Genomic DNA, 24,067 nt, shown 5'->3' with positions numbered 1-24,067 from the left:
GAGGTCGGCAGGTGGAACAGCGGGAGCTGGAGTTGTTTCTGCATCTGGGGCGGTCGCTCAACTACGGGCGGACCAGCCTGGAGTGTCACGTCAGCGCGGCGACGTTGACGCGGACGATCCAGCGGCTGGAGGCGCGGGTCGGGGCGCGGTTGCTGGATCGGGGGCCGCGGGGTGTGGTGCTGACCGCGGAGGGGCGGCGGTTCACGGCGTACGCGGAGCAGGCGCTGGAGCTCTGGGCCGGCTATCGCGACGCCGCCGAGGAGGATCTGACCGGGGAGCTACGGATCTTCGCGACCGTGACCGCCTGCCAGACCCTGCTACCAGACCTGCTTCGCCCTCTGCGTGCGCAGCATCCACAGATCCAGCTGAACCTCCGCACCGGTGACGCGGCCGCCGCGCTCGCCCGGCTCGACGAGGGCGAGGTCGACGCCGCCGTGGCCGGCATCCCGAAGCGCCTCCCGCAGACCCTGGTCACCCGCACAGTAGCCGTCACCGACCTGGTCCTGGTCCGCGCCGCCGGCAGTCCGCCCGACGGACCGTACGTGGTCCCCGCCCGCGGCCTGGTACGGGAAAACGCGTTTCGCTGGTTTCGGAAAACGGGGGTCAAGCCAACGATCGCGGCGGAAGCCGACGGCCACGAAGCGCTCCTCGCGCTGGTGGCGCTGGGCTGCGGCGTCGGCGTCGTACCGCGGCTGGTCCTCGAGTCGTCGGCCGTCCGCGATCAGCTCGAGGAGCTGCCGGCCGACCTCGCCCCGCTCACGATCGGGCTTTGCGCGCGCCGCGCCGACCTGCACCGGCCTTTGGTCGCGGCGCTCTGGGCGCTGCGACCGTAGCGCCCGGCGACAGCTTCGCGGCCACGAGCTGCGGCGGCAGCGGATCGGCGCCCTCGAGCTGCCGGATCAACGCCTCGGTCCCGAGCTGCCCGAGCTCCGGGCCCGGCGTCCGCATCATCGTCAGCTCCGGGTCGGTCATCGCCGCGGTCTCCGGCACCATCAGCAACGACAGCACCGACACGTCCCCCGGTACGTCGTACCCGGCGCGCTTCAGCCCCGACACCACCCCGAGCGCGGCGTACTCGTTCAGCACCAGCACCGCCGTCGTCTCCGGGTACTCCGCGAGCAGCCGCTCGACCGCGGCCTTCCCCGCCGAGGTCGTGTCCGAGCAGGGCAGCACCACGACCGGCAGGCCGTACGCCGCCGCGACCCTCCGGTACGCCGCGTCGATCCGCACCCACGGCCCGTACTCGTGGAACCGCGGGTCGTCCAGATCACCCGAGATCAGGGCGAGCTGCCGATGCCCGTGGTCGTACAGGTGCCGGACCGCGTCCTCGACCGTCGTGTCGAAATCGATGTCCACGTGCGACAACCCGGCCGGCTCGGTCGTCCGCCCGATCAGCGCGAACGGCGTCGCGGCCTTCCGCAGTACGTCGATCCGCGGGTCGTCGAGCTGCACCTCCATCAGTACGACGCCGTCCACCAGGCCCTGCCCGAGCAGCTCCCGGAGCTCGACGCCGTCGTTGCCGACCGGCCACAGCACCAGGTGGTAGTCCTCCTTGCGGGCCGCCTCGGCCGCGCTGGTGAAGAACTCCGCGGTGGACATCCCGAACTTGTGCTCGAGCGCCGGGTACGCCATCGCGATGATGTGTGTCCGCCGCGAGGCCAGCGCGCGGGCGACCATGTTCCGGCGGTAGCCGAGGTCGAGCATCGCCTGCTCGATCCGGGCCCGGGTGGCGGCGGTCACCGGCTTGGTGTCGTTCAGCAGGAACGAGACGGTCGCGATCGAGACACCGGCCCGCTGAGCGACGTCCTTCATCGTGACCATCGATCGACCCCCTCTGAGCCCTTGACAGCGATGTGACGTAGGGAACATAGTCCTTCAACACCTCAGTTAAGCGGTTTACCGCCCAATCCACAAGCAAATCACTCCGCCCCTCGTCCATCGGTTAAACGCTTTGAAGGAGTCCGATGTCATGATCAGCAAGCGGATCGCCGCCGCGCTGGCGGGTGCGACGACGGTGTCGCTCCTGCTGGGCGCCTGCGGCAACAACGGCGGCGGCCAGTCGGCCAGCTCCGGCGACAGCGTCAAGAGCCTCACGATCCTGGACTACTACAACAACGACCCGGACAAATCCCTTGTACAGAAGGGACTCGACAGCTGCGCGTCGCAGCTCGGCATCACGATCCAGCGGGAGACGGTGCCTGGTGACACCTTGATCCAGAAGGTGCTGCAGCAGGCGTCGTCGAAGACACTGCCGGACGTGCTGATGCTCGACAACCCCGACGTCCAGCAGATCGCCGCGACCGGTGCGCTGGCGCCGCTGAACGACATGGGCCTGAACGCGGACGGCGTCATCAAGGGCATGGTCGACGCGACGTCGTACCAGGGCAAGCTCTACGGGCTGGCGCCGGTGACCAACACGATCGCCCTGTTCTACAACAAGGACATCCTGGCGCAGGCCGGTGTCCAGCCGCCGAAGACCTGGGACGAGCTGAAGGCCGCGGCCAAGAAACTCACCAAGCCCGGCCGGTACGGGATGGCGTTCAACGCGAACGCGACGTACGAAGGGTCCTGGCAGTTCCTGCCGGCGATGTGGACCAACGGCGGCGACGAGACCGACCTGACGAGCCCGCAGGTGGCCGAAGCCCTGCAGCTGTGGGTGGATCTGGTGAAGGACGGGTCGGCATCGAAGAGCGTCATCAACTGGACGCAGGGCGATGTGAAGGACCAGTTCGTGGCCGGGAAGGCCGCGATGATGCTCAACGGCCCCTGGCAGATCCCGGCGCTGCAGAAGTCGCCGAACGTGAAGTGGGACGTCGTCACGTTCCCGTTGAACAAGCCGGACCAGACGCCGGTCGCGCCGCTCGGCGGTGAGGCCTGGACGGTCCCGCTGAACAAGGACCAGGCCAAGCAGCAGAAGGCCGCGGACTTCGTGAAGTGCCTGAACTCGGACGAGAACGAGCTGGCCTGGGCCAAGGCCCGGTTCACGATTCCGACCAAGACGGCGCTGCTGGACGAGTACGCCAAGCAGGTGCCGTCGATGAAGGCCTTCGCCGAGCAGGTGAAGACCGCCCGTTCGCGGACCGGCAAGCTCGGTGACAAGTGGCCGGACGCCGCCAAGGTCATCTACCAGGCGATCCAGCTGGCGCTGACCGGCAAGGCCACCGCGCAGGACGCGTTCAAGCAGGCCTCCGGCGGCTGATCGGCGGGATGACAAGATGGCGACGCTCACACGTACGACGGAAACCAGCACGGCCGGCCGCGCGCGGGTGCGCGGCCGGCACCAGCGGGGCGAGAGCCTGACCAAGGTCTTGTTCGTGTTGCCGGCCGCGGTCGCGATGCTCGCGCTGTTCGGCTACCCGGTGGTGAAGAACCTGCTGATGAGCCTGCAGGACTATGGGCTGAAGACGTTCTTCACCGGCGTCGCGCCCTGGGTCGGGCTGCAGAACTACCGCACGGTCGTGACCGACAAGCTGTTCTCCGACGCGATGCTGAACACCGCGCTGTTCACGATCGGCTCGATCGCGTTCCAGTTCGTGATCGGGCTCGGACTGGCGCTGTTTTTCCGAAACCGTTTTCCGCTCAGCGGCCTGCTCCGGTCGCTGTTGCTGCTGCCCTGGCTGCTGCCGTTGATCGTGTCCAGCGCGACCTGGCGCTCGATCCTCGAACAGGACAGCGGCATCTTGAACCGCACGCTGATGGGCCTGCACCTGATCGGTGATCCGGTGCCGTGGCTGAACTCGCCGTCGGTCGCACTGATCGCGGTGATCGGTGTGAACATCTGGATCGGGATCCCGTTCAACGTGACGCTGCTGTACTCCGGTCTCGCGGAGATCCCCGACGAGCTCTACGAGGCCGGGCAGCTGGACGGCGCGACCGGGTGGCGCGCGTTCCGGTACATCACCTGGCCGAACCTGCGCTCGGTGGCGAGCGTGCTGTTGATGCTCGGCGTCGTCTACACGATCAAGGTCCTGGACATCATCCTCGGCCTCACCGGCGGCGGCCCGGCGAACGCGACCCAGACGCTGGCCACCCAGTCCTACGAGAAGTCGTTCGTGGACTTCCGGTTCGGGCAGGGCGCGGCGTTGTCCAACATCCTGATCGCGATCTCTTTCGTGTTCGCGATCTTCTACCTGCGCGGCACCCGTCGCGCGGTCGACGAGTAGGAGGGCACGATGCGACGTACGGCGTACACCGTCATCGGGGTGCTGATCCTGTGCTTGATGCTGTTCCCGGTCTACTGGATGCTGAACGCCTCGCTGCAGCCGTCCGGAAACACGTTGACCGCGGGTTTCCTGCCGTTGCATCCGACGTTTTCCGGATACAAGCGAGCCCTCGACGAGCAGGGCGGGAACCTCGTCACCAGCATGATCATCGCGGCCGGAACGGTCGTCCTGAGTCTCGCGATCGCGACACCGTGTGCGTACGCGCTGTCCCAGTTCCGGTCCCGCTGGGTGTCGATCGGGCTGCTCGCGATCCTGATCTCGCAGATGATCCCCGGCATCGTGATCGCGAACGCGCTCTACACCGCGTACGAACGGATCGGGCTGCTGAACTCGATCCCGGGACTGATCATCGCGAACTGCGCCAGCGGGATCCCGTTCGCGATCCTGATCCTGCGGTCGTTCATGCTCTCGCTGCCGCCGTCGCTGGTGGAGGCCGCGCGGGTGGACGGGGCCGGCCTGTTCCGGGCGTTCGTGGCGATCGTGCTGCCGATCAGCCGGAACTCGCTGATCACCGCCGGACTGTTCAGTTTCCTGTTTTCCTGGAGCGATTTCCTGTTCGCGCTGACGCTGACCACCAAGGGCGGCGTGCGGCCGGTGACGCTCGGGATCTACCAGTACCTCGGCACCCAGGTGCAGAACTGGAACGCGGTGATGGCGACCGCGGTGCTCTCGGCGATCCCGGCCGTCGTGCTGCTGATCGCCGCACAGAAGTACATCGCCGCCGGTGCGATCGGCGGCGCCGTCAAATGACCATTGGGGATACCAACACATGAACGTACTTGTCTGGGGCGAGAACCGGCACGAGCAGGTCGAGCCGCACGTCCGGGAGATCTATCCCGACGGCATGCACTCGACGATCGCGGCCGGCATCGCCGAGAACCTGCCCGACGTGAAGGTCTCCACTACGACCCTCGACGAACCCGAGCACGGCCTCACCGAAGCGGTGCTGGCACAGACCGACGTCCTGGTCTGGTGGGGGCACGCCGCCCACGGCGAGGTCGACGACGCGGTGGTGGAGCGCGTCTACCGGCACGTGCTGTCCGGGATGGGCCTGGTGGTCCTGCACTCCGGCCACTGGTCGAAGATCTTCGGCAAGCTGATGGGCACCACCTGCACGCTCCGCTGGCGCAGCGAGCGGGACCGCGAACTGGTCTGGACGGTCAACCCCACGCACCCGATCGCCCAGGGCGTCCCGCACCCGATCGAGATCGAGCAGCAGGAGATGTACGGCGAGTACTTCGACATCCCGGTGCCGGACGAGCTGATCTTCGTGTCCTCGTTCTCCGGCGGCGAGGTGTTCCGCTCCGGCTGCACGTTCCGCCGCGGGCACGGCAAGATCTTCTACTTCTCCCCCGGCGACCAGGACTACCCGGTGTACCACCACAAGGACGTCCGTAAGGTGATCGCGAACGGTGTCGCCTGGGCCCGCACGGACCTGCCGAAGCGGGAACTGCCGACGCTGCTGCGCTACGAGACCGAAGATTTCTTCAACGGACACGGGTACACCGGACCCATCGAGGAGCCTGCCGATGCCTGAACCCCTACGCCTGCTGCAGGTCGGAGCCGGCGGGATGGGCCGCGCCTGGCTGCGCACCATCGCCGCCAACCCCGACGTGACGCTCGTCGGCCTGATCGACCTGGACGTCACCGTCGCCCGCGCGGCCGCCGACGAACACGGTTTCCCGGACCTGCCGGTCGCGACCTCGATCGACGAGCTGGGTGTCGAGTTCGAGGCCCTCATCGACGTGACCGTTCCGGCAGCACACCCGAAAGTCAGCGTCGAGGCACTCCTGCGCGGAGTCCCCGTACTCTGCGAGAAACCGCTGGCGGAAACAGTTCGCGAATGCCTGCAGATGGCCGCCGCGAGTGAGGTCAGCGGCAAGCTGCTGATGGTCTCGCAGTCCCGCCGCTACTTCCGCGCCGTCAACGCCTTCCAGGAGCAGCTCGCCGAGCTCGGCCCGATCGGGACCCTGACCTGCGAGTTCTACAAGGCCCCGCACTTCAGCGGCTTCCGCGAACGGATGGCCGAACCGCTGCTCGTCGACATGGCGATCCACCAGTTCGACCTGTCCCGCAAGCTGATCGGCTCGGAGCCGGTGTCGGTGTACTGCGACTCGTACAACCCGTCCTGGAGCTGGTTCGACGGCAACGCGGCCGCGTCCGCGATCTTCACGTACGCCGACGGCACCCGCTTCACGTTCGCCGGCAGCTGGTGCGCCCCCGGCCTCGAGACGTCCTGGAACGGCCTCTGGCGCGCCAGCACCCCCGGCGGTACGGCGACCTGGGACGGCGACAACGCCCCCGTCGCAGGCCCCGACGTACCCGCACCGCTGGGCGAGGAGCCCGAGGAGATCGCCGGCTCCCTCGCGGAGTTCGTCGACGCCGTCCGGACGTCGACCACCCCGCAGTCCGAGGTGCACTCGAACGTGGTCAGCCTCGCGATGGTCGAGGCCGCCGTACGCTCGGCGAACACCGGCGTACCCGTCCGCATCAACGACATCATCACCGAGGCCTACACCGAAGCCCTCTCGACCACCCAGAACCCCGACCTCCTGGCCGCCCTCAAGTCCTGGACGAACCCGCTAGCGGCGGTCGGCCTGGACTGATCTCGCGGTCGAACGGTCCAGGCGGATCGTCGGCTTGGGGACCTGGTAGGTCGTCGGGGGCGCGCCCTGGATGACGTTCAGGATCGCCTCGCCGACGATCGTGCCCAGGCCGTGCACGTCGACGGTGACGACGCTGAGCGGTGGCGTGGCGAGCCGCGCCACTGCGGTGTCGTCCCAGGCGATCACCGAGAGCTGGTCGGGGACCGCGACGCCCAGCTCCTTCGCCGCGGCCAGGCCGCCGATCGCCATCAGGTCGTTGTCGTAGACAACCGCCGTCGGGACCCGACTGCCGGTGAGCAGGTGCTGCATCGCGTCCCGCCCGGAGTCCTCCGAGTAGTCCCCCTCGATCACCCGCCCGCGCACGTCCCGCTCCGCGCACGTCGCCATGAACGCGTCGTCACGCGCCTGGCAGTGCAGCATGTCCCGCGGCCCGCTCACCCGGGCGATGTCGGCGTGCCCGAGATCCGCCAACGCCCGGACCGCGGCCCGAGCGCCCTCGGCGTTGTCGACCAGGACGTTCGTGATCGGCGCCTTCAGCTCCGGCCCGCCGAGCAGCACCGCCGGTACGCCGAGCCGCTGCAGCTCGTCGAGCCGCGGATCGGTGGCCCGCAGGTCGACCATCACGATGCCGTCGACGTGCCGGTTCGGCACCCAGCGCCGCCAGATCCCGATCTCCTCGGTAATGTCCGCGGCGAACTCGATCAGCAGACTGCAGCCGCGCCCCGCGAAGACCTCTTCGATCCCCTGGACCACGTCGGCCATGAACGGCTCCATCCCGAGCAACCGCCCGGGACGCGCCAGGACCAGCCCCGCGATCCGCTCGCGCTCCTGCATACACTGCCCTCCAAGGCCGTCGAAGCCACTATATTCACAGACCTAACAAACTCGACAGATTGCGGTTGTCCCCATGCAGCAGGTCAGCGACGCGTCGCGATCACCGGGCTACGACCCGGCGCCGACGAACAGCCGTGCCCTCATTGTGGACAGCATCCGCTCCGCCGGCACGCTCAGCCGGGTGGAACTCACCCAGATCACCGGCCTCACCGCCCCGTCGGTCACCACGCTGGTCCGGCGGCTGATCGACGACGGACTGGTCGACGAGGCCGGCCGCGGCACGTCCACCGGCGGCAAGCCTCGCACGCTGCTCCGGATCCGGGCCGCGGCGCGGTACGTCGTCGGCGTCCACCTGAGCCCCGACAGCCTGACGTACGTGCTGGTCGACTACGCCGGCGGGGTACTCGCGCGCTGGCGCCGGTCCGGGCCGGGCGACGCGAGCGACCCGGACCAGGTGGTCGAGCGGATCGCCGCCGAGACCGCCGAGCTGATCGAGCGCGCCGGCGTCGACCCGGCGCTGATCCTCGGTGCCGGGTTCGTCTGCCCCGGCCCGCTGATCCGCAACCTCGGCGTCACCTCGGCCCCGCCGAGCATGGCGAACTGGGTCGGCTTCCCGATCCACGAGCGCCTCGAGGAACGCCTCGGTCTGCCGGCGCTGCTCGAGAACGACGCCACCGCGGCCGCCGCGGGCACTCGGCTGACGACCAGCCATGACGTGTCGGTGATGGCCGGGCTGTTCATGAGCGAGGGCATCGGCTCCGGCCTGCGGCTGAACGGCCACGTCTACCAGGGCGCGCACGGCAACGCCGGCGAGGTCGGCCACATCTGCGTGCAGATCGGCGGACCGCAGTGCTGGTGCGGGAGTACCGGTTGTCTCGAGGCGATCGCCGGTCCCGCCACAGTGGTCGCGAAGGCCCGGGCCGCGGGCCTCGACCTCGGGTCGCAGCGCCGTACCGGAGTCGCGGCGTTCGCGGCCATCGCCCGGCTGGCGCTGACCGGGGACTCGCGGGCCGAGGCGATCCTGAAGGACTCGGCGTCCTGGCTGGCGCTCGGCGCGCAGGCGATCACCAACATGTACGACGTCCAGCTGCTGGTGCTGACCGGTCCGGCGTTCGCCGTGGCCGGCACGATCTACCTGCCGATCATCCAGGAGCGGATCATGAGCTCCGCGTTCGGCCGGGCCGTGAACACCGAGGTGGTGCTGGACGAGCGCGGGCACGACGCGGCCGCGATCGGCGCCGCGCTGATGATGCTCCGCTCGGAGCGCGCGATCTCCGCGCAGTAATCCACCCAGCAAACCCTTTCCCGGCACTCCAGGTGTCGAAATCGTTACCGCACTGACCTCTTGCGCCTTCTTTGTTAGGCGAACTAAGTTACGGCCAGCTTCCCTGGCGGGTGCCGGGTGACGCGTTCGAAGACCGCGTTGGAAAGGAATCGATCAATGCTCCGGAACCCGACGAACCGAGTCCGCGGCCGGCGCCTGGTGAGCGCCGCTGCCGCCGCGACCGTCACCGCCCTGCTGCTCGCCGCCTGCAACGGCGCCGCGACCGGCACCCAGGGCGCCGCCAAGGACGCCACAATCACCGTTGCCGCCGGCGACATCACCACCGAGAACTTCAACCCGTTCAGCAGTACGGCGCTGCAGCCGACGCTCGGCGTCATCTACGAGCCGCTGTACTGGTACAACTTCGCGAAGCAGTCCGAGCCGACGCCCGTCCTCGCGTCCGGCTTCTCCTGGAACGCCGCCGGTACCGAGCTGACGATCAAGACCCGCCACGACGTGAAGTGGAACGACGGCCAGCCGTTCACCGCGAAGGATGTCGCTTTCACGTTCAACCTGGTCGCCAAGACGCCCGCGCTGAACCCGTCCGGGCTCGCCGCCACCGCGAAGGCGACCTCCGACGACACCGCCGTACTGACGTTCAGGTCCAAGTCGCTGATGCAGGAGCCGGCCGTGCTCGCCAACCAGGCGATCGTGCCCGAGCACATCTGGAAGGACATCAAGGACCCGACGACGAATCTGAACAAGGACCCGGTCGGCACCGGCCCGTTCAAGGTGAAGTCCTACACGCCGCAGAGCTTCGTCCTCACCAAGAACGACCAGTACTGGGAAGCGGGCAAGCCGACGATCAAGGAGGTCCGGTACCTCCCGGTCACGTCCGCGGACGCCGCCAGCGCCGCACTCGTCGCGGGCAAGGTCGACTGGGCCAGCGCGTACCTGCCGGGCATCGACAACATCATGAAGTCCGGCAAGAACCTGACGTACGTGAACACGCCCGTGATGACGACCGTCATCGTGACCTGCTCGAACGCCGCCCTCGGCTGCACAGGTCCGCAGACCGATCCCGCCGTCCGCAAGGCGATCTCGCTGGCGATGAACCGTGAGCAGCTCGCGAAACTCGCCGGCGGCGGGGTCGCGGGCGTCGGCTCGCCGACCATGCTGCTGCCCGGCCGCGACGACCAGTGGATCGCGGACGCCGGCACGGCGAAGCTCCCGCAGAACGCCGACACCGACGCCGCGAACAAGGCCCTCGACGCGGCCGGGTGGACGAAGGGCAGTGACGGCGTACGGGCCAAGAACGGCCAGCGGCTGTCGCTGACCGTGCAGACCGTCACCGGGTGGAGCGACTACATCCTGATCAACGACACCCTCAAGCAGCAGCTGGCCGCGATCGGCGTCGAGCTCAAGCCGAGCCAGGTGTCGTGGAACGAGTGGAACGCCGCCCAGACCAACGGCAAGTTCCAGCTGTCGCTGGACTCGGTCGGCCTCGGCGCGTCCACGAACCCGTACTTCACCTACGACAGCAAGCTCGCCACCACGAACACCGCGCCGGTGGGCAAGAGCGCCTCGGCCGGCAACCAGTCCCGGTTCTCGAACCCCGCCGTCGACGCCGCTCTCACAGCCGCCGCCGGTACGACGGACCAGGCCGCGCAGAAGGCGGAGTACGCGAAGATCCAGGGCATCATCGCCGACCAGCTGCCGTACATCCCGGTCTACGTGAACTCGATGCTGACCGAGTTCAACACCTCCCGCGCGACCGGCTGGCCGACCAAGGACAACCTGTACGTACTGCCCGCGGCGTGGAAGGCGTGGGACGCCGGCATCGTCCTCAAGACGATCAAGCCCGCCAGCTGATGCGCTACCTGCTCCGCAAACTCGCCTTCTACGTGGTCGCGCTCTGGGCGGCGCTGACGCTGAACTTCCTGATTCCCCGGCTGATGCCGGGGAACCCGGTCGACCTGATGCTGTCGAAGCTCGCGACCAAGGGCCCGGTCACGCCGACCACACGGGCCGCGATCCAGGCACTGCTCGGGACGGACACCAGCTCCTCGCTCTGGACGCAGTACTGGCGGTATCTGCACCATCTGCTCACCGGTGACCTCGGGACGTCGATCGCGTACTTCCCGGCGCCGGTCTCGCAGGTGATCGGGCAGACGCTGCCGTGGACCGTCGGGCTGATCGGGATCGCGACCGTGATCTCGTTCGCGGTCGGGATCCTGCTCGGCCGGGCGGCCGGCTGGAAACGCGGGTCCTGGATCGACAACCTGATCCCGTTCACCACCATGCTGCAGTCGGTGCCGTACTTCTGGCTCGCCCTGCTGCTGCTCTTCCTGCTCGCCAGCACCTGGCCGGTCTTCCCGCTCAGCGGCGGGTACGACGTGTACTCCGTGACGCCCGGCTGGAGCCTGCCGTTCCTGCAGTCGGTGCTGTACCACGGCGCGCTGCCCGCGCTGACGATCGTGATCTCGTCGATCGGCGGCTGGATGCTCGGGATGCGGAACATGATGGTCTCGACGCTGTCCGAGGACTTCGTCGTGACCGCGGAGGCGAAAGGCCTGACACCGCGCCGGATCCGCTCCCGGTACGTGGCCAGGAACGCGATTCTGCCATCGGTTTCCGGCTTCGCGATCTCGCTCGGCTTCGTGGTCGCCGGGTCGATCGTCACCGAGGCGGTGTTCGGGTACCCGGGCATCGGATCCGCACTGTTGCTTGCCGTCGGCAACAACGACTACGCGCTCATGCAGGGCGTCTTCCTGATCATCACGCTCGCCGTCCTCGGCGCGAACCTGCTCGTCGACCTCCTGTACGGCGTCATCGACCCCCGCACGCGTGCGCGGTCCTGAGGAAGGGCTCCCATGACTGTCACCACCGAAGGGGCCGTCGCGGTCGCGACCCCGTCCCGGCGCCGGCTGCCACCGATGACCCTCAAGCTCGCGGTCGGGCTGGGCATCGCCGGCCTGATCGTGCTGTTCGGCGTCCTCGGCCCGTTCCTGGTCGGCGATCCGTCCAAGGTCCGCGACGTCGGGCTGGCCGGTCCGGGCAACGGATTCCTGCTCGGCACCACGCAGAGCGGGCAGGACGTGTTCGCGCAGCTCGCGTACGCCACCCGCGGATCGCTGACCATCGGCGTCGTGGTCGGAGCGCTCACGTTGCTGCTGTCGTCGTTCTTCGGCGTCGTCGGCGCGTTCGTCGGCGGCTGGGCGGACGAGGCGTTCTCGCTGTTCACCAACATCATGCTGGTCATCCCGGGGCTGCCGCTGGTGATCGTGATCTCCAGCTACGTACCGAACAAGTCGATCTGGCTGGTGGCCGCCGTACTCGCCATCACCAGCTGGGCCGGGTCTGCCCGGGTCCTGCGCGGGTTCACACTCAGCGTGCGGAGCCGCGATTACGTGCTCGCGGCAAGGATCGGCGGCGAGAAACGTTGGCGGATCCTACTCGTCGAGATCCTGCCGAACCTGATCCCGCTGCTCGCCTCGCAGGTGGTGTTCGCGGTGATCTTCGCGATCCTCGGCGAGGCCGGGCTGTCGTTCCTCGGGCTCGGCGCGTCCGGATCGTTCACCTGGGGAACGATGCTGTTCTACGCCCAGAACGGGCTGGCGCTGCGGCTCGGCGCCTGGTGGTGGTTCGCGCCGCCGGGGCTGGCGATCGCGCTGTTCGGCGCGGCGCTGTCGCTGATCAACTTCTCGATCGACGAGATCATCAACCCGAAACTGCGCTCGCAGACGCGTGCCGAACGCAACAAATGGAGCGTGCAGGCATGAGTGTCCTGAGCATCGAGAACCTGAGCATCGACTACCTGGCCGAGACGACGGTGCACGCCGTCCGGGACGTGTCGCTGACGTTGGAGCGCGGCGAGATCCTCGGCCTCGCGGGCGAAAGCGGTTGCGGAAAGTCGACCCTGGCGTACGCGATCACCCGGCTGCTGAAGCCGCCGGCGCGGATCACCGGCGGGCGGGTGCTGTTCTCGTCCCGGGAGGGGTACGACATCGACCTGTCGTCGCTGACCGGCGACGACCTGCGGGCCTTCCGCTGGGACAAGATCGCGATGGTCTTCCAGGGCGCGATGAACTCGCTCAACCCGGTACTGCGAATTTCCGAACAACTGGAAGACGTTTTCCTCACGCACCGGCCGGAGGTCGGCAAGCCGGAACGCCGGCTGCGCTGCGCGGAACTCCTCGAACGGGTCGGCGTCGACCGCGACCGGTTGCGCGCGTACCCGCACGAGCTGTCCGGCGGGATGCGGCAACGCGTGATGATCGCGATGGCGCTCGCGCTCGAACCACAGATCCTGATCATGGACGAGCCGACCACCGCGCTGGACGTCGTCGTACAGCGCGAGATCCTCCGCGAGATCACCCGGCTGCGGTCCGAGCTCGGGTTCGCGGTCGTGTTCATCACCCACGACCTGCCGCTGCTGCTGGAGATCAGCGACCGGATCGCGGTGATGCGGGACGGCGTGATCGTCGAGCTCGACGACGCGCTGACGCTGTACACGAAGCCGCAGCACCCGTACACGAAGCAACTGCTGTCGTCGTTCCCCAGCCTGACCGGTGAACGCGGCGCCTTTGTCCGCACCGGTGTCGAGGAGGCACTATGAGCGCACTCGAGATGCGCGACGTGGTGAAGGAGTACCGCCTGCGCAACGGCCTGCGGACCACCCGGCTGCGGGCGGTCGACCAGGTCAGCTTCGACTTGCAGCCCGGCCGGACGATCGCGCTCGTCGGCCAGTCCGGCTCCGGAAAGTCCACGATCGCGAAGCTCCTGCTGCAGCTGGAGCGCCCGACATCCGGCGAGATCCTCGTCGACGGCAAGCCGATGCGCTACCGGGGCGCCGCCGCGGCGACGTACCGCAAAGCCGTCCAGATGGTGTTCCAGGACCCGTTCGCGTCCCTGAACCCGTACCACTCGATCGGCCACCACCTCGCCCGCCCCGTCCAGCTCCACCACCCCGGCTTCACCCGAGACCAGGTCACCGACCGCGTCCTCGAACTCCTCCGCCGCGTCCGCCTCGACGAGGACTTCGTCCACCGCAAACCCCACGAACTCTCCGGCGGCCAACGCCAACGCGTAGCCATCGCCCGAGCCCTCGCCCCCGAACCAGCCATCCTGGTCGCCGACGAGCCGGTCTCGATGCTGGACGTCTCGATCCGCCTGGGCGTCCTGAACCTCCTCGCCACCCTCCAACGCGAGGAAAACCTAGGCGTCCTCTACATCACCCACGACCTGGCCACCGCCCGCCACTTCAGCGACGAAATCATGGTCCTCTACCAAGGCCAAGTAGTAGAACAAGGCCCCGCCGACGACGTCATCCTCAACCCCCAACACGAGTACACCCGACTACTCGCCGAAGCAGCCCCAGCCCCCGAACGCCGCCTGGCCGAACTGAAGCCGTAGAACGCGAAATGCGCCGGAGAGAAAGATCTCTCCGGCGCCTTTCACGGTTTCAGAGCTTCAAGGAGCTGGCTACGACGTCCGCCAGGGTGTGAGCTATTTCGTCTGCTGTGTCGGAGGACTCGGCTTCGACCATGACTCGGACGAGGGGCTCGGTGCCGGAGGGGCGGAGGAGGACTCGGCCGGAGTCGCCCAGGCGGGTGGTGGCCTCGGTGACGGCGGACTGGACGGCCGGGTCGGTGCCGGCGCGGGTCTTGTCGACGTTCTTGACGTTGACGAGGACCTGCGGGAGGCGGGTCATCGCGCCGGCCAGGTCGGCGAGGCTCTTGCCGGTCTGGGCCACCCGGGCGAGGAGGTTGACCGCCGTGAGGGTGCCGTCGCCGGTGGTGGCGTGGTCGGAGAGGATCACGTGGCCGGACTGTTCGCCGCCCAGCTTGTGGCCGCCGGCCTTCATCGCCTCCAGGACGTAGCGGTCGCCGACCTTGGTCTGCTCGACCGCGATCTGCTCCCGGACCATCGCCTGGACGAAGCCGAGGTTGCTCATCACGGTCGCGACCACGGTGTCGTTCGACAGCCGGCCGCTGTCCCGCATCGCGAGCGCCAGGACCGCGAGGATCTGGTCGCCGTCGACGAGTTCGCCGTTCGCGTCCACCGCCAGGCAGCGGTCCGCGTCGCCGTCGAGCGCGATGCCGACGTCGGCGCGGTGCCCGACGACCTCACGCTGCAGGCCCTCGATGTGCGTGGACCCGCAGTTCAGGTTGATGTTCAGGCCGTCCGGCGCGGCGGCGACCGTGATCACCTCGGCGCCGAGCCGGCGCAGCGCCTCCGGAGCGGTCTCCGAGGCGGCACCGTTCGCGCAGTCGATGACGACCTTCAGCCCGTCGAACCGGTTCGGCGCCGAGCGGACCAGGTGCGAGACGTAGGTCTCGAAGCCCTGCCCGTCGTCGGTCACGCGACCGACGGCCGCGCCGGTCGGGCGCTGCCATTCCTCGCCCATCCGGGCCTCGATGGCGTCCTCGATCACATCGTCGAGCTTGATCCCGCCACGGGCCAGGAACTTGATGCCGTTGTCCGGCATCGGGTTGTGGCTGGCGGACAGCATCACGCCGAGGTCGGCGCCGGTCGAGCCGGTCAGGTATGCGACGGCCGGGGTCGGCAGTACGCCGAGCCGGACGACGTCGACGCCGGCGCTGGCCAGACCGGCCACCACGGCGGCTTCCAGGAACTCACCACTGGCACGCGGATCCCGCCCTACAACGGCGCGTGGCCGGTGCCCTTCGAAGGCACCGGCCTCGCCGAGTACGTGAGCTGCCGCGACCGAGAGGTCGAGCGCCAGCTCCGCGGTCAGGTCCACGTTCGCCAGGCCACGGACTCCGTCCGTGCCGAACAAACGCCCCATCAGGTGATCAGCGCTTGCTGTACTGAGGCGCCTTACGGGCCTTCTTGAGACCGGCCTTCTTGCGCTCCTTGATCCGCGCGTCGCGGGTGAGCAGGCCGGCCTTCTTCAGACCCGGGCGGTTCGCCTCGAGGTCCGCGGCGTTCAGGCAGCGGGCCACGCCGAGCTGCAGCGCACCGGCCTGGCCGGTGATGCCGCCGCCGTTGATCCGGGCGATCACGTCGTACGAGCCCTCGAGGCCCGCGACGACGAACGGCTCGTTCACGTGCTGCTGGTGCACCTTGTTCGGGAAGTAGACGTCAAGGTCCTTGCCGTTGATCTTCCACTTGCCGGTGCCCGGGACGATCCGCACGCGGGCGACGGCCTCCTTGCGGCGACCAGTGGCGCCCGCCGGGTTGATGACCGCGACCCGACCCGTCTCGGCGCGCTGCTCCGGAGCCGGGTTGGTCTCGGAGGTGTAGGCGACCGGGCCCTCGGTGTCGATGGGGACCTCGGTGTCGAGCTCTTCGGTCTCGGTGGTGATGTCGCTCACGCTGTGAATCCTCGTTTACCTGGTTCGTCGATCGCTTACTGGGCGATCTGGGTGATCTCGAACGGCTTCGGCTGCTGGGCCGTGTGCGGGTGCTCCGGACCGGCGTACACCTTCAGCTTGGTGAGCAGCTTCCGGCTCAGGCGGTTCTTCGGCAGCATGCCCCAGACGGCCTTCTCCACGGCCTTGCGCGGGTCCTTGTCGAGGATCTCGCCGATCGGCGTGGCGGTCAGACCACCCGGGTGACCCGAGTGGCGGTAGGCCAGCTTGTCGGTCCGCTTGGTGCCGGACAGGGCCACCTTGGAGGCGTTGACGACGACGACGAAGTCGCCACCGTCCACGTGCGGGGCGAACGTCGGCTTGTGCTTGCCGCGCAGCAGGGTTGCGATCTGGACGGCGAGCCGACCGAGCGTGACGTCGGTGGCGTCGATCACGTGCCACTCACGAGTGACGTCAGCAGGCTTCGGGCTGTACGTGCGCACGGTCGTTGACCTTCGTTTCTCAGAGATTGATTGGAACTTGGACGTCGGCGAGCGGTCGGCCGACAAGACAAGCGCCTGTACTGGACCTGATACGCACAACAGCAGCCCAGAATACCGGCGACGGCGGGCGCGGGTCAAAGTGAGCAGACCCGCCGAACCGACCCCGGCTTGGAACGAGCTGAGGACCGCACTAGTTTAGCGGTGAAGATTGCAGTCCAGACCCGCGTCCCGCCGGCTGATCTACCCTCATTCATCCAGGCGATGACGCCAGCTTCCGAAGAGGGCATCGTGACCGAACAGTCGCTCACCGTCCGGGACAACCGGACCGGCAAGGACTTCGACCTTGCCATCACCGATGGCACCATCCGTGCCGCAGATCTCAAGCAGATCAGTGCAACCGACGGCGATGGTGGCCTGGCCACCTACGACCCGGGCTTCGTCAACACCGCCTCGACCCGGTCGTCCGTCACCTTCATCGACGGCGACAAGGGCATCCTCGAGTACCGCGGGTACCCGATCGAGCAGCTCGCCGAGCAGTCGAACTACCTCGAGGTCGCGTACCTGCTGGTGAACGGCTCGCTGCCGAACAAGGCGGAGTACGAGGCCTGGGCGCACGACGTGACGTATCACACGTTCGTGCACGAGAACCTGAAGACCTTCATGCAGGGCTTCCGGTACGACGCGCACCCGATGGGCATGCTGCTCGCCTCGGTGGGCGCGCTGTCCACGTTCTACCCGGAGTCCCGGGAGATCTTCAACGAGGAGTCGCGGGCGCTGCAGATCCGCCGGCTGATCGCGAAGATGCCGACGCTCGGCGCCTTCGCGTTCCGGCACGCCCAGGGCAAGCCGTACGTCTACCCCGACAACGAGCTCAGCTACGCGGCGAACTTCCTGTCGATGCTGTTCAAGATGAGCGAGCCGAAGTACGCCGCCGACGACCGCCTGGTGCGCGCGCTGGAGATCCTCTTCATCCTGCACGCCGACCACGAGCAGAACGCCTCCACCAACGCGGTCCGGGCGATCGGCTCCACCCAGGTCGACCCGTACAGCGCGGTCACCGGCGGCATCGCGGCCCTGTACGGCCCGCTGCACGGCGGCGCCAACGAGGCCGTCCTGAAGATGCTCCGCCGGATCGGCACCGTCGACAACGTGCCGGCGTTCATCGAGGGCGTCAAGAACGGCGAAGAGCGCCTGATGGGCTTCGGCCACCGGGTCTACAAGAACTACGACCCGCGCGCCAAGATCATCAAGAAGGCCGCCGACGACGTCTTCGAGGTCACCGGCATCAACCCGCTGCTGAAGATCGCCGTCGAGCTCGAGAAGATCGCGCTGGAGGACGAGTACTTCGTCTCCCGCAAGCTCTACCCGAACGTCGACTTCTACTCGGGCCTGATCTACGAGGCCCTGCAGTTCCCGCCGGAGATGTTCACCGTCCTGTTCGCGATCCCGCGGACGTCCGGCTGGCTGGCCCAGTGGCTGGAAATGCTCGGCGACAGCGACCAGAAGATCGCCCGCCCGAAGCAGATCTACACCGGAGCGCGAGGCGTCCAGTACGTCCCGATGGGCGATCGCTGACCCCGTCCCACCCCAGCCGCCGCGAACCGACCAGGTTCGCGGCGGCTGTCTTTTTAGGGAACCCGCGCGCGTACGCCGACACCTAACGATCGCAAGGACAATCGTGAGGGGAGTACGGCGTGGGCGGCGTACGAGCTGTGCCTGTCGTCTCGGACCGGGAACTGTGGGACCGGGCCGCGGACGGCGACTCGGAGGCGTTCGCGCAGCTGTACGACCGGCACGCCCGGGCGATCTACAACTTCCTGCGCCGCCGGACCGGTTCCTGGAGTGACGCCGAGGACCTGACGTCCGCGGTCTTCCTGCAGGCGTGGCGGCGCCGGGCCGACGTCGTACTCGACCGCGACTCGGCCCTGCCCTGGCTGTTGCGGACGGCCGACTACACCGTCCGCAACGAATGGCGGGCCAAGCTCCGCTACCGCCGGGCGCTGGCCGCCGCGCATCTCGTCCACCGCGAGGTCGACGACCCCGCGGACGACATCGCGCAACGCCTCGACGACGACCGCCGGATCCGGGCCGTCCACACATCGCTGAAACGCCTGCCCCGGCAGGAACGCGAGATCGTCGAGCTGTGCATCTGGGCGGGCCTCGACCAGGCAGCCGCGGCGATCGCGCTCGACGTACCGATCGGAACCGTGAAGTCGCGGCTGTCCCGGGCCCGCAAACACCTGCGCGAACTCGATCTGGAGACCCAGGCATGAACATCCTGATGCCGGACGGCGACCTCCGCCCGTCGGCCCGAGAACGCCAGCGCGACGAACTCCTCGCGATCGTGGAGTCGGGTACGCCGTCACGGAACCGCTGGCTGGTCCCGCTGGCCGCGGTTGCTGCCGTTGTGTCGGTCGTGACCCTCGGATTCTTCCTGCGGGACCACCACGAGCAGGTTGCGTCGGCGCCGGCGGTCGAACCGCTGAGCGCGGCGGAAAAGGCGCATCTCGGTCAACGCTGCCTGGTCAAGTACAACCTCGCCACATCCACCGGCCATGCGGTACTCGACGGCTTCCGGTTCGTGAACCCGCCCGACGACGCGTACGTCCGGACCTGGATCGTCGGGTACGGCGCCGGGCTGTGGGTGAACTGCGGCTTCGACCAGGCCGGAGCCCTCGTTTCGGGGACAGCGGCGACCCCGCAGCTCGGCCTGTTCGACGAGGTACAGTCCGGCGGCCCCGGCAGCGGCACCTATGTGAAGCCGATCGCCCGCATCACCGTCACACCCTCCGGCGGCGCCCCGGTCGAGGCGGTGTTGCGCAACGGCTTCTACTACGCCCCCGTGAGGTCGGTGCCGGCCGTCAAGACGCCGGCCGCTGACAGCCCCCGCCCGTACGTTGTCCGCGGGTACGACGCGACCGGGAAACTCGTCTACACAAGCCCCGGGACCGAGGGTGCCCGGCGGGCCGGCCAGGCAGCCTGCCGCTCGGAACCAACGGGCCACAAGTACGCCCGGGTCGGCACGGAAACCCCCCTCCCAGCCCCAAAGGACTGCCGCCCGAACCTGCCTTGGACCTGGCTCCCCAACTGAACCACCGCGGAGCAAGCTCCAATAGTCTGTCGCCTGTTCACGTCGCACGCCCCGCCCGAGGCGCCGACGCCATGCATTCGGTCGAACCAACTCCCGGCACCAACCAGCCCGCGACGTCAACCACCTCCATGCGGATCCACCACCCGCGCACCACGCCGAAGGCGGGAACAAGCAGCCGCCGCGCAGCGGTGTCCTTTGGATTGGAGATGGCCCCGGGCGGGCTTCTTGCCTCGGTCCGGGGCCATCTGGCGCCTCTGGGACTAGGACGTGGGGTGGGTGGTTGCCGGTTCCTTCAGGTGGGTGACGAGTTCGTCGACCTGGCCGCGGGCGCGGATCATCGCCAGGTGGTGGATGTAGTCGCGGGACTCGACGATCAGCCCGTCGCGGACGCGGAGTACGAAGATCGCCGGTACCCGGAACGGCTCACCGGTGGCAACGATCGTCCCGGCGTACTCGAACTCGGCGACGATCACCTCCGGGTCGGTGGTGTGGTGGACGCGGATGTTGTCGGGCTGGAAGCGGACGACCTCGGTGACCCGCGGGCCGACGCCGCCGAAGTGTTCGCGGAGGGCGTCGCGGCTGAGCAGCGGGGGGTCGCCGTACGGGTTCATCGGGTGCCGGACGTCGGTCCGTTCGGCGTACAGCCCGGGCAGTACGGCGAAGTCGCGGTCGGCGACGCCATGGACGAGCTTCAGGAAGACCTCTTCGGGTGTCATCGGAATCCTCACAGACGTTAAACGGAGTGATGACTATCGAATATATGGAGTCCCAACTTCGTTTACAACCGGATAAGGACTCCCGGCGTCTTCTAGGCTGAGGGGCGACGGAGGGGAGCTGGGGTGCGGGCAGACGCGCGAGACAACCGGGCCAGGATCATGACGGCGGCGGACGACGTTTTCGGACGGTCGCCGGGGGCGTCGACGGACGATGTGGCGAAGCTGGCCGGGGTCGGGATCGCGACGGTGTTCCGGCACTTCGCGACCAAGACCGAGCTGCTCGAGGCGGTCCTGACGCTGCGCCTGGAGCGGATCCGGGACCGGGCTCTGGAGCTGACCGGCAGCGCCGATCCGGGCGCGGCGTTCTACGAGTTCTTCACCCAGGTGGTGGCGGAGTCGGCGTCCAAGCTGGCGATCGCGGAGGCGCTGACCGCGTCCGGCGCGGCGGCCGGCGAGCAGGCGCGGGAGGCCGGGCGCAGCATGCGGGAGGCGTTCGACGGGCTGCTCGTCGCGGCCCAGAAGGCGGGTGCGGTCCGCCCGGACGCGCAGTTCCCCGAGGTGTACGCGTTGCTGATCGGCTCGTCCCGCGGCGCGACCGCGTCCGCGCTGGACGCGGAGACCCGGGACCGGATGCTCGCGCTCGTGTACGACGGCCTGAAGCCGCGTCTGTGAGACGCCGCTGGCGATCCTGGTCACGCCCGCGACGCATCATCGTCGCTGCCGTACTGGCGGTCGTCGTACTGGCAATCGCGCCGCTCGGGACGTACGCGATCTCACTGCGTGTGCAGTACGCCGGCGACCCGTCCGCGGGCGCCCGCACCCGGAACGAGGACGCGCTCTGGCTCGGCCACGCCTGGGTCGACGGCCGGAAGACCAGCGCCGACGTGACCGCGCTGGCCGAACGCCTGAAGGGCACCGGCATCCACGACCTGTACGTCCACACCGGCCCGCTCGAGCACGACGGATCGTTGCCGCTGGCAAAGTTATCGCCGCGGGCGCGGTGGTTCGTCGACGCGATCCACGCCGCCGCGCCGGGCGTCCGCGTCCAGGCCTGGCTCGGCGACGTCGTACAACCGGGGAAGAAGCCGGGGATGAATCTCGACGACCCGACGGTTCGGCAACGCGTCGTCGCGTCGGCGAAAGCTGTTCTGCAGCAGGGTTTCCAGGGCATCCACTACGACTTCGAGCCGATCCCCTCGGGGTCGAAGGGGTACCTCGCCGTCCTCGACGAGACGCGCGCGCTCGGTACGACGCTGTCGGTCGCGGCGGCGCAGATCGACCCGCTCTGGTACCTGCACGCGATCCCGATCGAGAAGTGGTGGTCGCAGGACTACTTCCGCCAGGTCGCCGAACGCGTCAACCAGATCGCCGTGATGACGTACGACACCGCCATGCCGCTCGAGTCCCTGTACGGCGGCTACGTCGCCAAACAGACCCAGCTGGCCCTGGAGGTCACTCCCCCGACCACAGACCTGCTGATCGGACTCCCGGCGTACTGGGAGAACAACGCCGCCCACTGGGGTCACGCAGAGACCGTCACCGCCGCCGTCCGCGGCGCCCGCCTCGGCCTGGGCGACTCCCCCCGCAAGAACTTCGGCCTGGCCCTGTACGTCGACTTCGCCGCCACCGACGACCAGTGGGCCGCCTACCGCGACGGCTGGTGCCTGCAGCCCTAGAACGTGCCGGCCAGGCCCAGGCTGACCGCACAGAGCGCCGCGAGCCAGACGACCGGGAACAGCCAGCGGCAGTACCAGCTCGGAACAACAGTGCGGATCCAACGGGCCGCGAGAACGCCTGTCAACGCTAGCGGGCGCGGTCCACGCGGCCCTCGTCCCAGACGGGCTCGTCGGGTTCGTAGACGGAGCCGTCGGCGCCGAAGACGAGGTAGCGGTCGAAGCCGCGGGCGAACCAGCGGTCGTGGGTTACGGCGAGGACTGTGCCGTCGAAGGAGTCCAGGCCTTCCTCCAACGCCTCGGCTGACTCGACGTCCAGGTTGTCGGTGGGCTCGTCGAGCAGGAGAAGCGTTGCGCCGGACAGTTCGAGCAGCAGGATCTGGAAACGGGCCTGCTGGCCGCCGGACAGGCTGTCGAAGGTCTGCTCGGCCGCATGGGCCAGCTCGTACCTGTCCAGCTTCCGTGAAGCCAGTTCGCGCCCCATGCCGTCGCGGTGGTCGTCGCCGCGGTGCAGGATCTCCAGCAGCGTCTTACCGACCAGCTCCGGGTGCTCATGCGTCTGCGCGAACCAGCCGGGCCGTACGCGAGCCCCTAGCTTCGCGTTACCCGTGTGCGCCACGGGGGCGATCTGTACGTCGCCGATGGGCTGGTGCTCCACATCCGGGTCAGAACCGCCCGTCGCGAGCAGCCGGAGGAAGTGCGACTTCCCGGAGCCGTTGGAGCCCAGCACGGCCACACGCTCGCCGTACCAGATCTCGACGTCGAAAGGCTTCATCAGACCGGTCAGCTCGAGCTCTGTGCACACGACGGCCCGCTTACCGGTACGGCCGCCGGTGAGGCGCATGCTGACCTTCTGCTCGCGCGGCAACGCCTGCGGCGGGCCGGCCTCCTCGAACTTGCGCAGCCGCGTCTGCGAGGCGCGGTACCGCGATGCCATGTCGGAGTTGTACGCCGCCTTTTGCTTGTACATCAGCATCTGTGCGCGCAGCTTGGCGTGTTCCTCGTCCCAACGCTTCCGCAGCTCCTCGAAACGTTCGAACCGGTGCTGCCGAGCCTCGTGGTACGTCGAGAAGCCCCCGCCGTGCGTCCACGCGTTGTTACCGGCCGCACCGAGCTCTACCGTCACGATCCGGGTGGCCGTGTTGGCCAGCAGCTCACGGTCGTGGCTGATGTACAGAACGGTCTTGTCCGACGTACGCAGCTGCTCCTCGAGCCAACGCTTCCCCGGTACGTCGAGGTAGTTGTCCGGCTCGTCCAGCAGCAGTACCTGCTCCGGCCCGCGCAGCAACGCCTCCAGTACCAGGCGTTTCTGCTCGCCGCCGGACAGCGTCTTCACCTCACGCCAGCGGCAACGGTCGAACGGGATACCCAACGCTGCCGTAGTACAGACATCCCAGAGGACCTCGGCGTCGTACCCACCGACCTCACCCCAGTCCGCCACCGCCTGCGCGTACTTGAGCTGCGTCTTCTCGTCGTCGGCCTCCATCATCGCCAGCTCGGCCTTCTCCAGCTTCGCCGCCGCCTCCCGGATCGCGTCCGGCGCGACCCCCAGCAACAGGTCCCGCACCGTCGACTCGTCCCGCACCGACCCGACGAACTGCCGCATCACCCCGAGCCCACCGGACCGCGAGATGCTGCCACTGTGCGGTTTCAGGTCCCCCGCGATGATCCGCGTCAGCGTCGTCTTCCCGGACCCGTTCGCCCCCACCAGCGCGACCTTCGCCCCGTCCCCGACCCGAAACGTGATGTCGTCGAGCAACACCCGCCCGTCCGGCAACTCGTACCCGATCCCGGCGACATCCACATGGCCCATCCCCCCAGTCTGTCAACAGTCCCCGGAC

Annotated in this window: 24 protein-coding genes; 17 read left to right on the top strand and 7 right to left on the bottom strand. The window is 68.4% G+C overall.

Features of this window, described 5'->3' with window-relative positions; all coding sequences use genetic code 11:
* Nucleotides 1-11: 11 nt before the first annotated feature.
* Nucleotides 12-833, top strand: a complete 822-nt coding sequence (gene ilvY / locus ACXJJ3_RS28300; protein WP_458164869.1) for an HTH-type transcriptional activator IlvY — start codon at nt 12-14, stop codon at nt 831-833.
* Here ilvY and ACXJJ3_RS28295 read toward each other — a convergent pair.
* Nucleotides 757-1,821 (bottom strand): LacI family DNA-binding transcriptional regulator, encoded by a 1,065-nt coding sequence (locus ACXJJ3_RS28295; protein ID WP_458164868.1) that lies wholly within the window; start codon nt 1,819-1,821, stop codon nt 757-759. The genes ilvY and ACXJJ3_RS28295 overlap by 77 nt on opposite strands.
* A gap of 148 nt (nt 1,822-1,969) precedes the next feature.
* On the opposite strand from ACXJJ3_RS28295, the gene ACXJJ3_RS28290 reads away from it, so the two are divergent.
* From ACXJJ3_RS28290 to ACXJJ3_RS28270, 5 genes are read left to right on the top strand one after another with little or no spacing between them, the layout of a single operon-like run.
* Nucleotides 1,970-3,199, top strand: coding sequence for a sugar ABC transporter substrate-binding protein (locus tag ACXJJ3_RS28290; protein ID WP_458164867.1), 1,230 nt, complete (start codon nt 1,970-1,972; stop codon nt 3,197-3,199).
* A 16-nt stretch (nt 3,200-3,215) separates the two neighbouring features.
* Nucleotides 3,216-4,163: a carbohydrate ABC transporter permease gene (locus ACXJJ3_RS28285; protein ID WP_458164866.1), complete on the top strand. Its 948-nt coding sequence runs from the start codon at nt 3,216-3,218 to the stop codon at nt 4,161-4,163.
* A 9-nt stretch (nt 4,164-4,172) separates the two neighbouring features.
* On the top strand, nt 4,173-4,973 hold the full coding sequence (locus tag ACXJJ3_RS28280) for a carbohydrate ABC transporter permease (protein WP_458164865.1): 801 nt from the start codon (nt 4,173-4,175) through the stop codon (nt 4,971-4,973).
* 19 nt (nt 4,974-4,992) lie between these two features.
* Complete coding sequence (locus ACXJJ3_RS28275) at nt 4,993-5,760, top strand: ThuA domain-containing protein (RefSeq protein ID WP_458164864.1); 768 nt, start codon at nt 4,993-4,995, stop codon at nt 5,758-5,760.
* Nucleotides 5,753-6,829: a Gfo/Idh/MocA family protein gene (locus ACXJJ3_RS28270; protein WP_458164863.1), complete on the top strand. Its 1,077-nt coding sequence runs from the start codon at nt 5,753-5,755 to the stop codon at nt 6,827-6,829. The genes ACXJJ3_RS28275 and ACXJJ3_RS28270 overlap by 8 nt, the downstream gene beginning before the upstream one ends.
* Here the strand turns inward: ACXJJ3_RS28270 and ACXJJ3_RS28265 are convergent.
* Nucleotides 6,806-7,663 carry a LacI family DNA-binding transcriptional regulator gene (locus ACXJJ3_RS28265; RefSeq protein ID WP_458164862.1) on the bottom strand — a complete coding sequence of 286 codons (858 nt, stop codon included), beginning with the start codon at nt 7,661-7,663 and terminating at the stop codon, nt 6,806-6,808. The two genes, ACXJJ3_RS28270 and ACXJJ3_RS28265, sit on opposite strands and share 24 nt — an antisense overlap.
* A 73-nt stretch (nt 7,664-7,736) precedes the next feature.
* Here ACXJJ3_RS28265 and ACXJJ3_RS28260 point away from each other — a divergent pair, with 73 nt between their 5' ends.
* The 6 genes from ACXJJ3_RS28260 to ACXJJ3_RS28235 all read left to right on the top strand — a co-directional run bounded on the left by ACXJJ3_RS28260 (nt 7,737) and on the right by ACXJJ3_RS28235 (nt 14,342).
* The gene (locus tag ACXJJ3_RS28260) at nt 7,737-8,948 is read left to right on the top strand and encodes an ROK family transcriptional regulator (RefSeq protein WP_458164861.1); all 1,212 of its coding nucleotides are present in this window, start codon (nt 7,737-7,739) and stop codon (nt 8,946-8,948) included.
* 156 nt (nt 8,949-9,104) lie between these two features.
* The gene (locus ACXJJ3_RS28255) at nt 9,105-10,799 is read left to right on the top strand and encodes an ABC transporter substrate-binding protein (RefSeq protein ID WP_458164860.1); all 1,695 of its coding nucleotides are present in this window, start codon (nt 9,105-9,107) and stop codon (nt 10,797-10,799) included.
* Complete coding sequence (locus tag ACXJJ3_RS28250) at nt 10,799-11,788, top strand: ABC transporter permease (protein WP_458164859.1); 990 nt, start codon at nt 10,799-10,801, stop codon at nt 11,786-11,788. The genes ACXJJ3_RS28255 and ACXJJ3_RS28250 overlap by 1 nt, the downstream gene beginning before the upstream one ends.
* A gap of 12 nt (nt 11,789-11,800) precedes the next feature.
* The gene (locus tag ACXJJ3_RS28245; protein WP_458164858.1) at nt 11,801-12,709 is read left to right on the top strand and encodes an ABC transporter permease; all 909 of its coding nucleotides are present in this window, start codon (nt 11,801-11,803) and stop codon (nt 12,707-12,709) included.
* Nucleotides 12,706-13,545, top strand: a complete 840-nt coding sequence (locus ACXJJ3_RS28240; protein WP_458164857.1) for an ABC transporter ATP-binding protein — start codon at nt 12,706-12,708, stop codon at nt 13,543-13,545. The genes ACXJJ3_RS28245 and ACXJJ3_RS28240 overlap by 4 nt, the downstream gene beginning before the upstream one ends.
* A complete protein-coding gene (locus ACXJJ3_RS28235; RefSeq protein ID WP_458164856.1) occupies nt 13,542-14,342 on the top strand; it encodes an ABC transporter ATP-binding protein in 801 nt (266 codons plus the stop codon). Before ACXJJ3_RS28240 ends, ACXJJ3_RS28235 begins: the two co-directional genes overlap by 4 nt.
* 49 nt (nt 14,343-14,391) lie before the next feature.
* Here the strand turns inward: ACXJJ3_RS28235 and glmM are convergent, their stop codons facing one another.
* Genes glmM through rplM form a run of 3 tightly spaced genes read right to left on the bottom strand, consistent with a single transcriptional unit; the run spans nt 14,392 to nt 16,746 of the window.
* Nucleotides 14,392-15,738, bottom strand: a complete 1,347-nt coding sequence (glmM, locus tag ACXJJ3_RS28230; RefSeq protein ID WP_458164855.1) for a phosphoglucosamine mutase — start codon at nt 15,736-15,738, stop codon at nt 14,392-14,394.
* Between the two features lie 7 nt (nt 15,739-15,745).
* Nucleotides 15,746-16,267: a 30S ribosomal protein S9 gene (rpsI, locus tag ACXJJ3_RS28225; RefSeq protein ID WP_209692871.1), complete on the bottom strand. Its 522-nt coding sequence runs from the start codon at nt 16,265-16,267 to the stop codon at nt 15,746-15,748.
* Between the two features lie 35 nt (nt 16,268-16,302).
* On the bottom strand, nt 16,303-16,746 hold the full coding sequence (gene rplM / locus ACXJJ3_RS28220; protein ID WP_131286311.1) for a 50S ribosomal protein L13: 444 nt from the start codon (nt 16,744-16,746) through the stop codon (nt 16,303-16,305).
* Between the two features lie 288 nt (nt 16,747-17,034).
* Between rplM and ACXJJ3_RS28215 the strand changes: the two genes are divergently transcribed.
* The 3 genes from ACXJJ3_RS28215 to ACXJJ3_RS28205 all read left to right on the top strand — a co-directional run bounded on the left by ACXJJ3_RS28215 (nt 17,035) and on the right by ACXJJ3_RS28205 (nt 19,837).
* A complete protein-coding gene (locus ACXJJ3_RS28215) occupies nt 17,035-18,321 on the top strand; it encodes a citrate synthase (RefSeq protein WP_458164854.1) in 1,287 nt (428 codons plus the stop codon).
* A gap of 137 nt (nt 18,322-18,458) precedes the next feature.
* Nucleotides 18,459-19,019: an RNA polymerase sigma factor gene (locus ACXJJ3_RS28210; RefSeq protein ID WP_458164853.1), complete on the top strand. Its 561-nt coding sequence runs from the start codon at nt 18,459-18,461 to the stop codon at nt 19,017-19,019.
* Nucleotides 19,016-19,837, top strand: coding sequence for a hypothetical protein (locus tag ACXJJ3_RS28205; RefSeq protein WP_458164852.1), 822 nt, complete (start codon nt 19,016-19,018; stop codon nt 19,835-19,837). The genes ACXJJ3_RS28210 and ACXJJ3_RS28205 overlap by 4 nt, the downstream gene beginning before the upstream one ends.
* Nucleotides 19,838-20,097: 260 nt before the next feature.
* Here ACXJJ3_RS28205 and ACXJJ3_RS28200 read toward each other — a convergent pair whose 3' ends face one another.
* Nucleotides 20,098-20,553, bottom strand: coding sequence for a nuclear transport factor 2 family protein (locus ACXJJ3_RS28200; RefSeq protein WP_458164851.1), 456 nt, complete (start codon nt 20,551-20,553; stop codon nt 20,098-20,100).
* A gap of 159 nt (nt 20,554-20,712) precedes the next feature.
* Between ACXJJ3_RS28200 and ACXJJ3_RS28195 the strand changes: the two genes are divergently transcribed.
* Together ACXJJ3_RS28195 and ACXJJ3_RS28190 are read left to right on the top strand one after the other, a co-directional pair.
* On the top strand, nt 20,713-21,225 hold the full coding sequence (locus tag ACXJJ3_RS28195) for a TetR/AcrR family transcriptional regulator (RefSeq protein ID WP_458164850.1): 513 nt from the start codon (nt 20,713-20,715) through the stop codon (nt 21,223-21,225).
* Nucleotides 21,222-22,229, top strand: coding sequence for a hypothetical protein (locus ACXJJ3_RS28190; RefSeq protein WP_458164849.1), 1,008 nt, complete (start codon nt 21,222-21,224; stop codon nt 22,227-22,229). Before ACXJJ3_RS28195 ends, ACXJJ3_RS28190 begins: the two co-directional genes overlap by 4 nt.
* A gap of 127 nt (nt 22,230-22,356) precedes the next feature.
* Here the strand turns inward: ACXJJ3_RS28190 and ACXJJ3_RS28185 are convergent, their stop codons facing one another.
* Nucleotides 22,357-24,039, bottom strand: a complete 1,683-nt coding sequence (locus ACXJJ3_RS28185) for an ABC-F family ATP-binding cassette domain-containing protein (RefSeq protein WP_458164848.1) — start codon at nt 24,037-24,039, stop codon at nt 22,357-22,359.
* Nucleotides 24,040-24,067 lie beyond the last annotated feature (28 nt).

The organism is Kribbella sp. WER1 (assembly GCF_054189145.1).
The sequence above is the reverse complement of the archived record's forward strand: the minus strand, read 5'-3'. Positions and strand labels throughout refer to the sequence as shown.

Bases quoted from the DNA above. Each gene is read 5' to 3' on its own strand.
- ACXJJ3_RS28295 (WP_458164868.1), bottom strand. From the start codon at position 1,821: ATGGTCACGATGAAGGACGTCGCTCAGCGGGCCGGTGTCTCGATCGCG.
- ACXJJ3_RS28290 (WP_458164867.1), top strand. From the start codon at position 1,970: ATGATCAGCAAGCGGATCGCCGCCGCGCTGGCGGGTGCGACGACGGTG.
- ACXJJ3_RS28285 (WP_458164866.1), top strand. From the start codon at position 3,216: ATGGCGACGCTCACACGTACGACGGAAACCAGCACGGCCGGCCGCGCG.
- ACXJJ3_RS28280 (WP_458164865.1), top strand. From the start codon at position 4,173: ATGCGACGTACGGCGTACACCGTCATCGGGGTGCTGATCCTGTGCTTG.
- ACXJJ3_RS28275 (WP_458164864.1), top strand. From the start codon at position 4,993: ATGAACGTACTTGTCTGGGGCGAGAACCGGCACGAGCAGGTCGAGCCG.
- ACXJJ3_RS28270 (WP_458164863.1), top strand. From the start codon at position 5,753: ATGCCTGAACCCCTACGCCTGCTGCAGGTCGGAGCCGGCGGGATGGGC.
- ACXJJ3_RS28265 (WP_458164862.1), bottom strand. From the start codon at position 7,663: ATGCAGGAGCGCGAGCGGATCGCGGGGCTGGTCCTGGCGCGTCCCGGG.
- ACXJJ3_RS28260 (WP_458164861.1), top strand. From the start codon at position 7,737: ATGCAGCAGGTCAGCGACGCGTCGCGATCACCGGGCTACGACCCGGCG.
- ACXJJ3_RS28255 (WP_458164860.1), top strand. From the start codon at position 9,105: ATGCTCCGGAACCCGACGAACCGAGTCCGCGGCCGGCGCCTGGTGAGC.
- ACXJJ3_RS28250 (WP_458164859.1), top strand. From the start codon at position 10,799: ATGCGCTACCTGCTCCGCAAACTCGCCTTCTACGTGGTCGCGCTCTGG.
- ACXJJ3_RS28245 (WP_458164858.1), top strand. From the start codon at position 11,801: ATGACTGTCACCACCGAAGGGGCCGTCGCGGTCGCGACCCCGTCCCGG.
- ACXJJ3_RS28240 (WP_458164857.1), top strand. From the start codon at position 12,706: ATGAGTGTCCTGAGCATCGAGAACCTGAGCATCGACTACCTGGCCGAG.
- ACXJJ3_RS28235 (WP_458164856.1), top strand. From the start codon at position 13,542: ATGAGCGCACTCGAGATGCGCGACGTGGTGAAGGAGTACCGCCTGCGC.
- glmM (WP_458164855.1), bottom strand. From the start codon at position 15,738: ATGGGGCGTTTGTTCGGCACGGACGGAGTCCGTGGCCTGGCGAACGTG.
- ACXJJ3_RS28205 (WP_458164852.1), top strand. From the start codon at position 19,016: ATGAACATCCTGATGCCGGACGGCGACCTCCGCCCGTCGGCCCGAGAA.
- ACXJJ3_RS28200 (WP_458164851.1), bottom strand. From the start codon at position 20,553: ATGACACCCGAAGAGGTCTTCCTGAAGCTCGTCCATGGCGTCGCCGAC.
- ACXJJ3_RS28195 (WP_458164850.1), top strand. From the start codon at position 20,713: ATGACGGCGGCGGACGACGTTTTCGGACGGTCGCCGGGGGCGTCGACG.
- ACXJJ3_RS28185 (WP_458164848.1), bottom strand. From the start codon at position 24,039: ATGGGCCATGTGGATGTCGCCGGGATCGGGTACGAGTTGCCGGACGGG.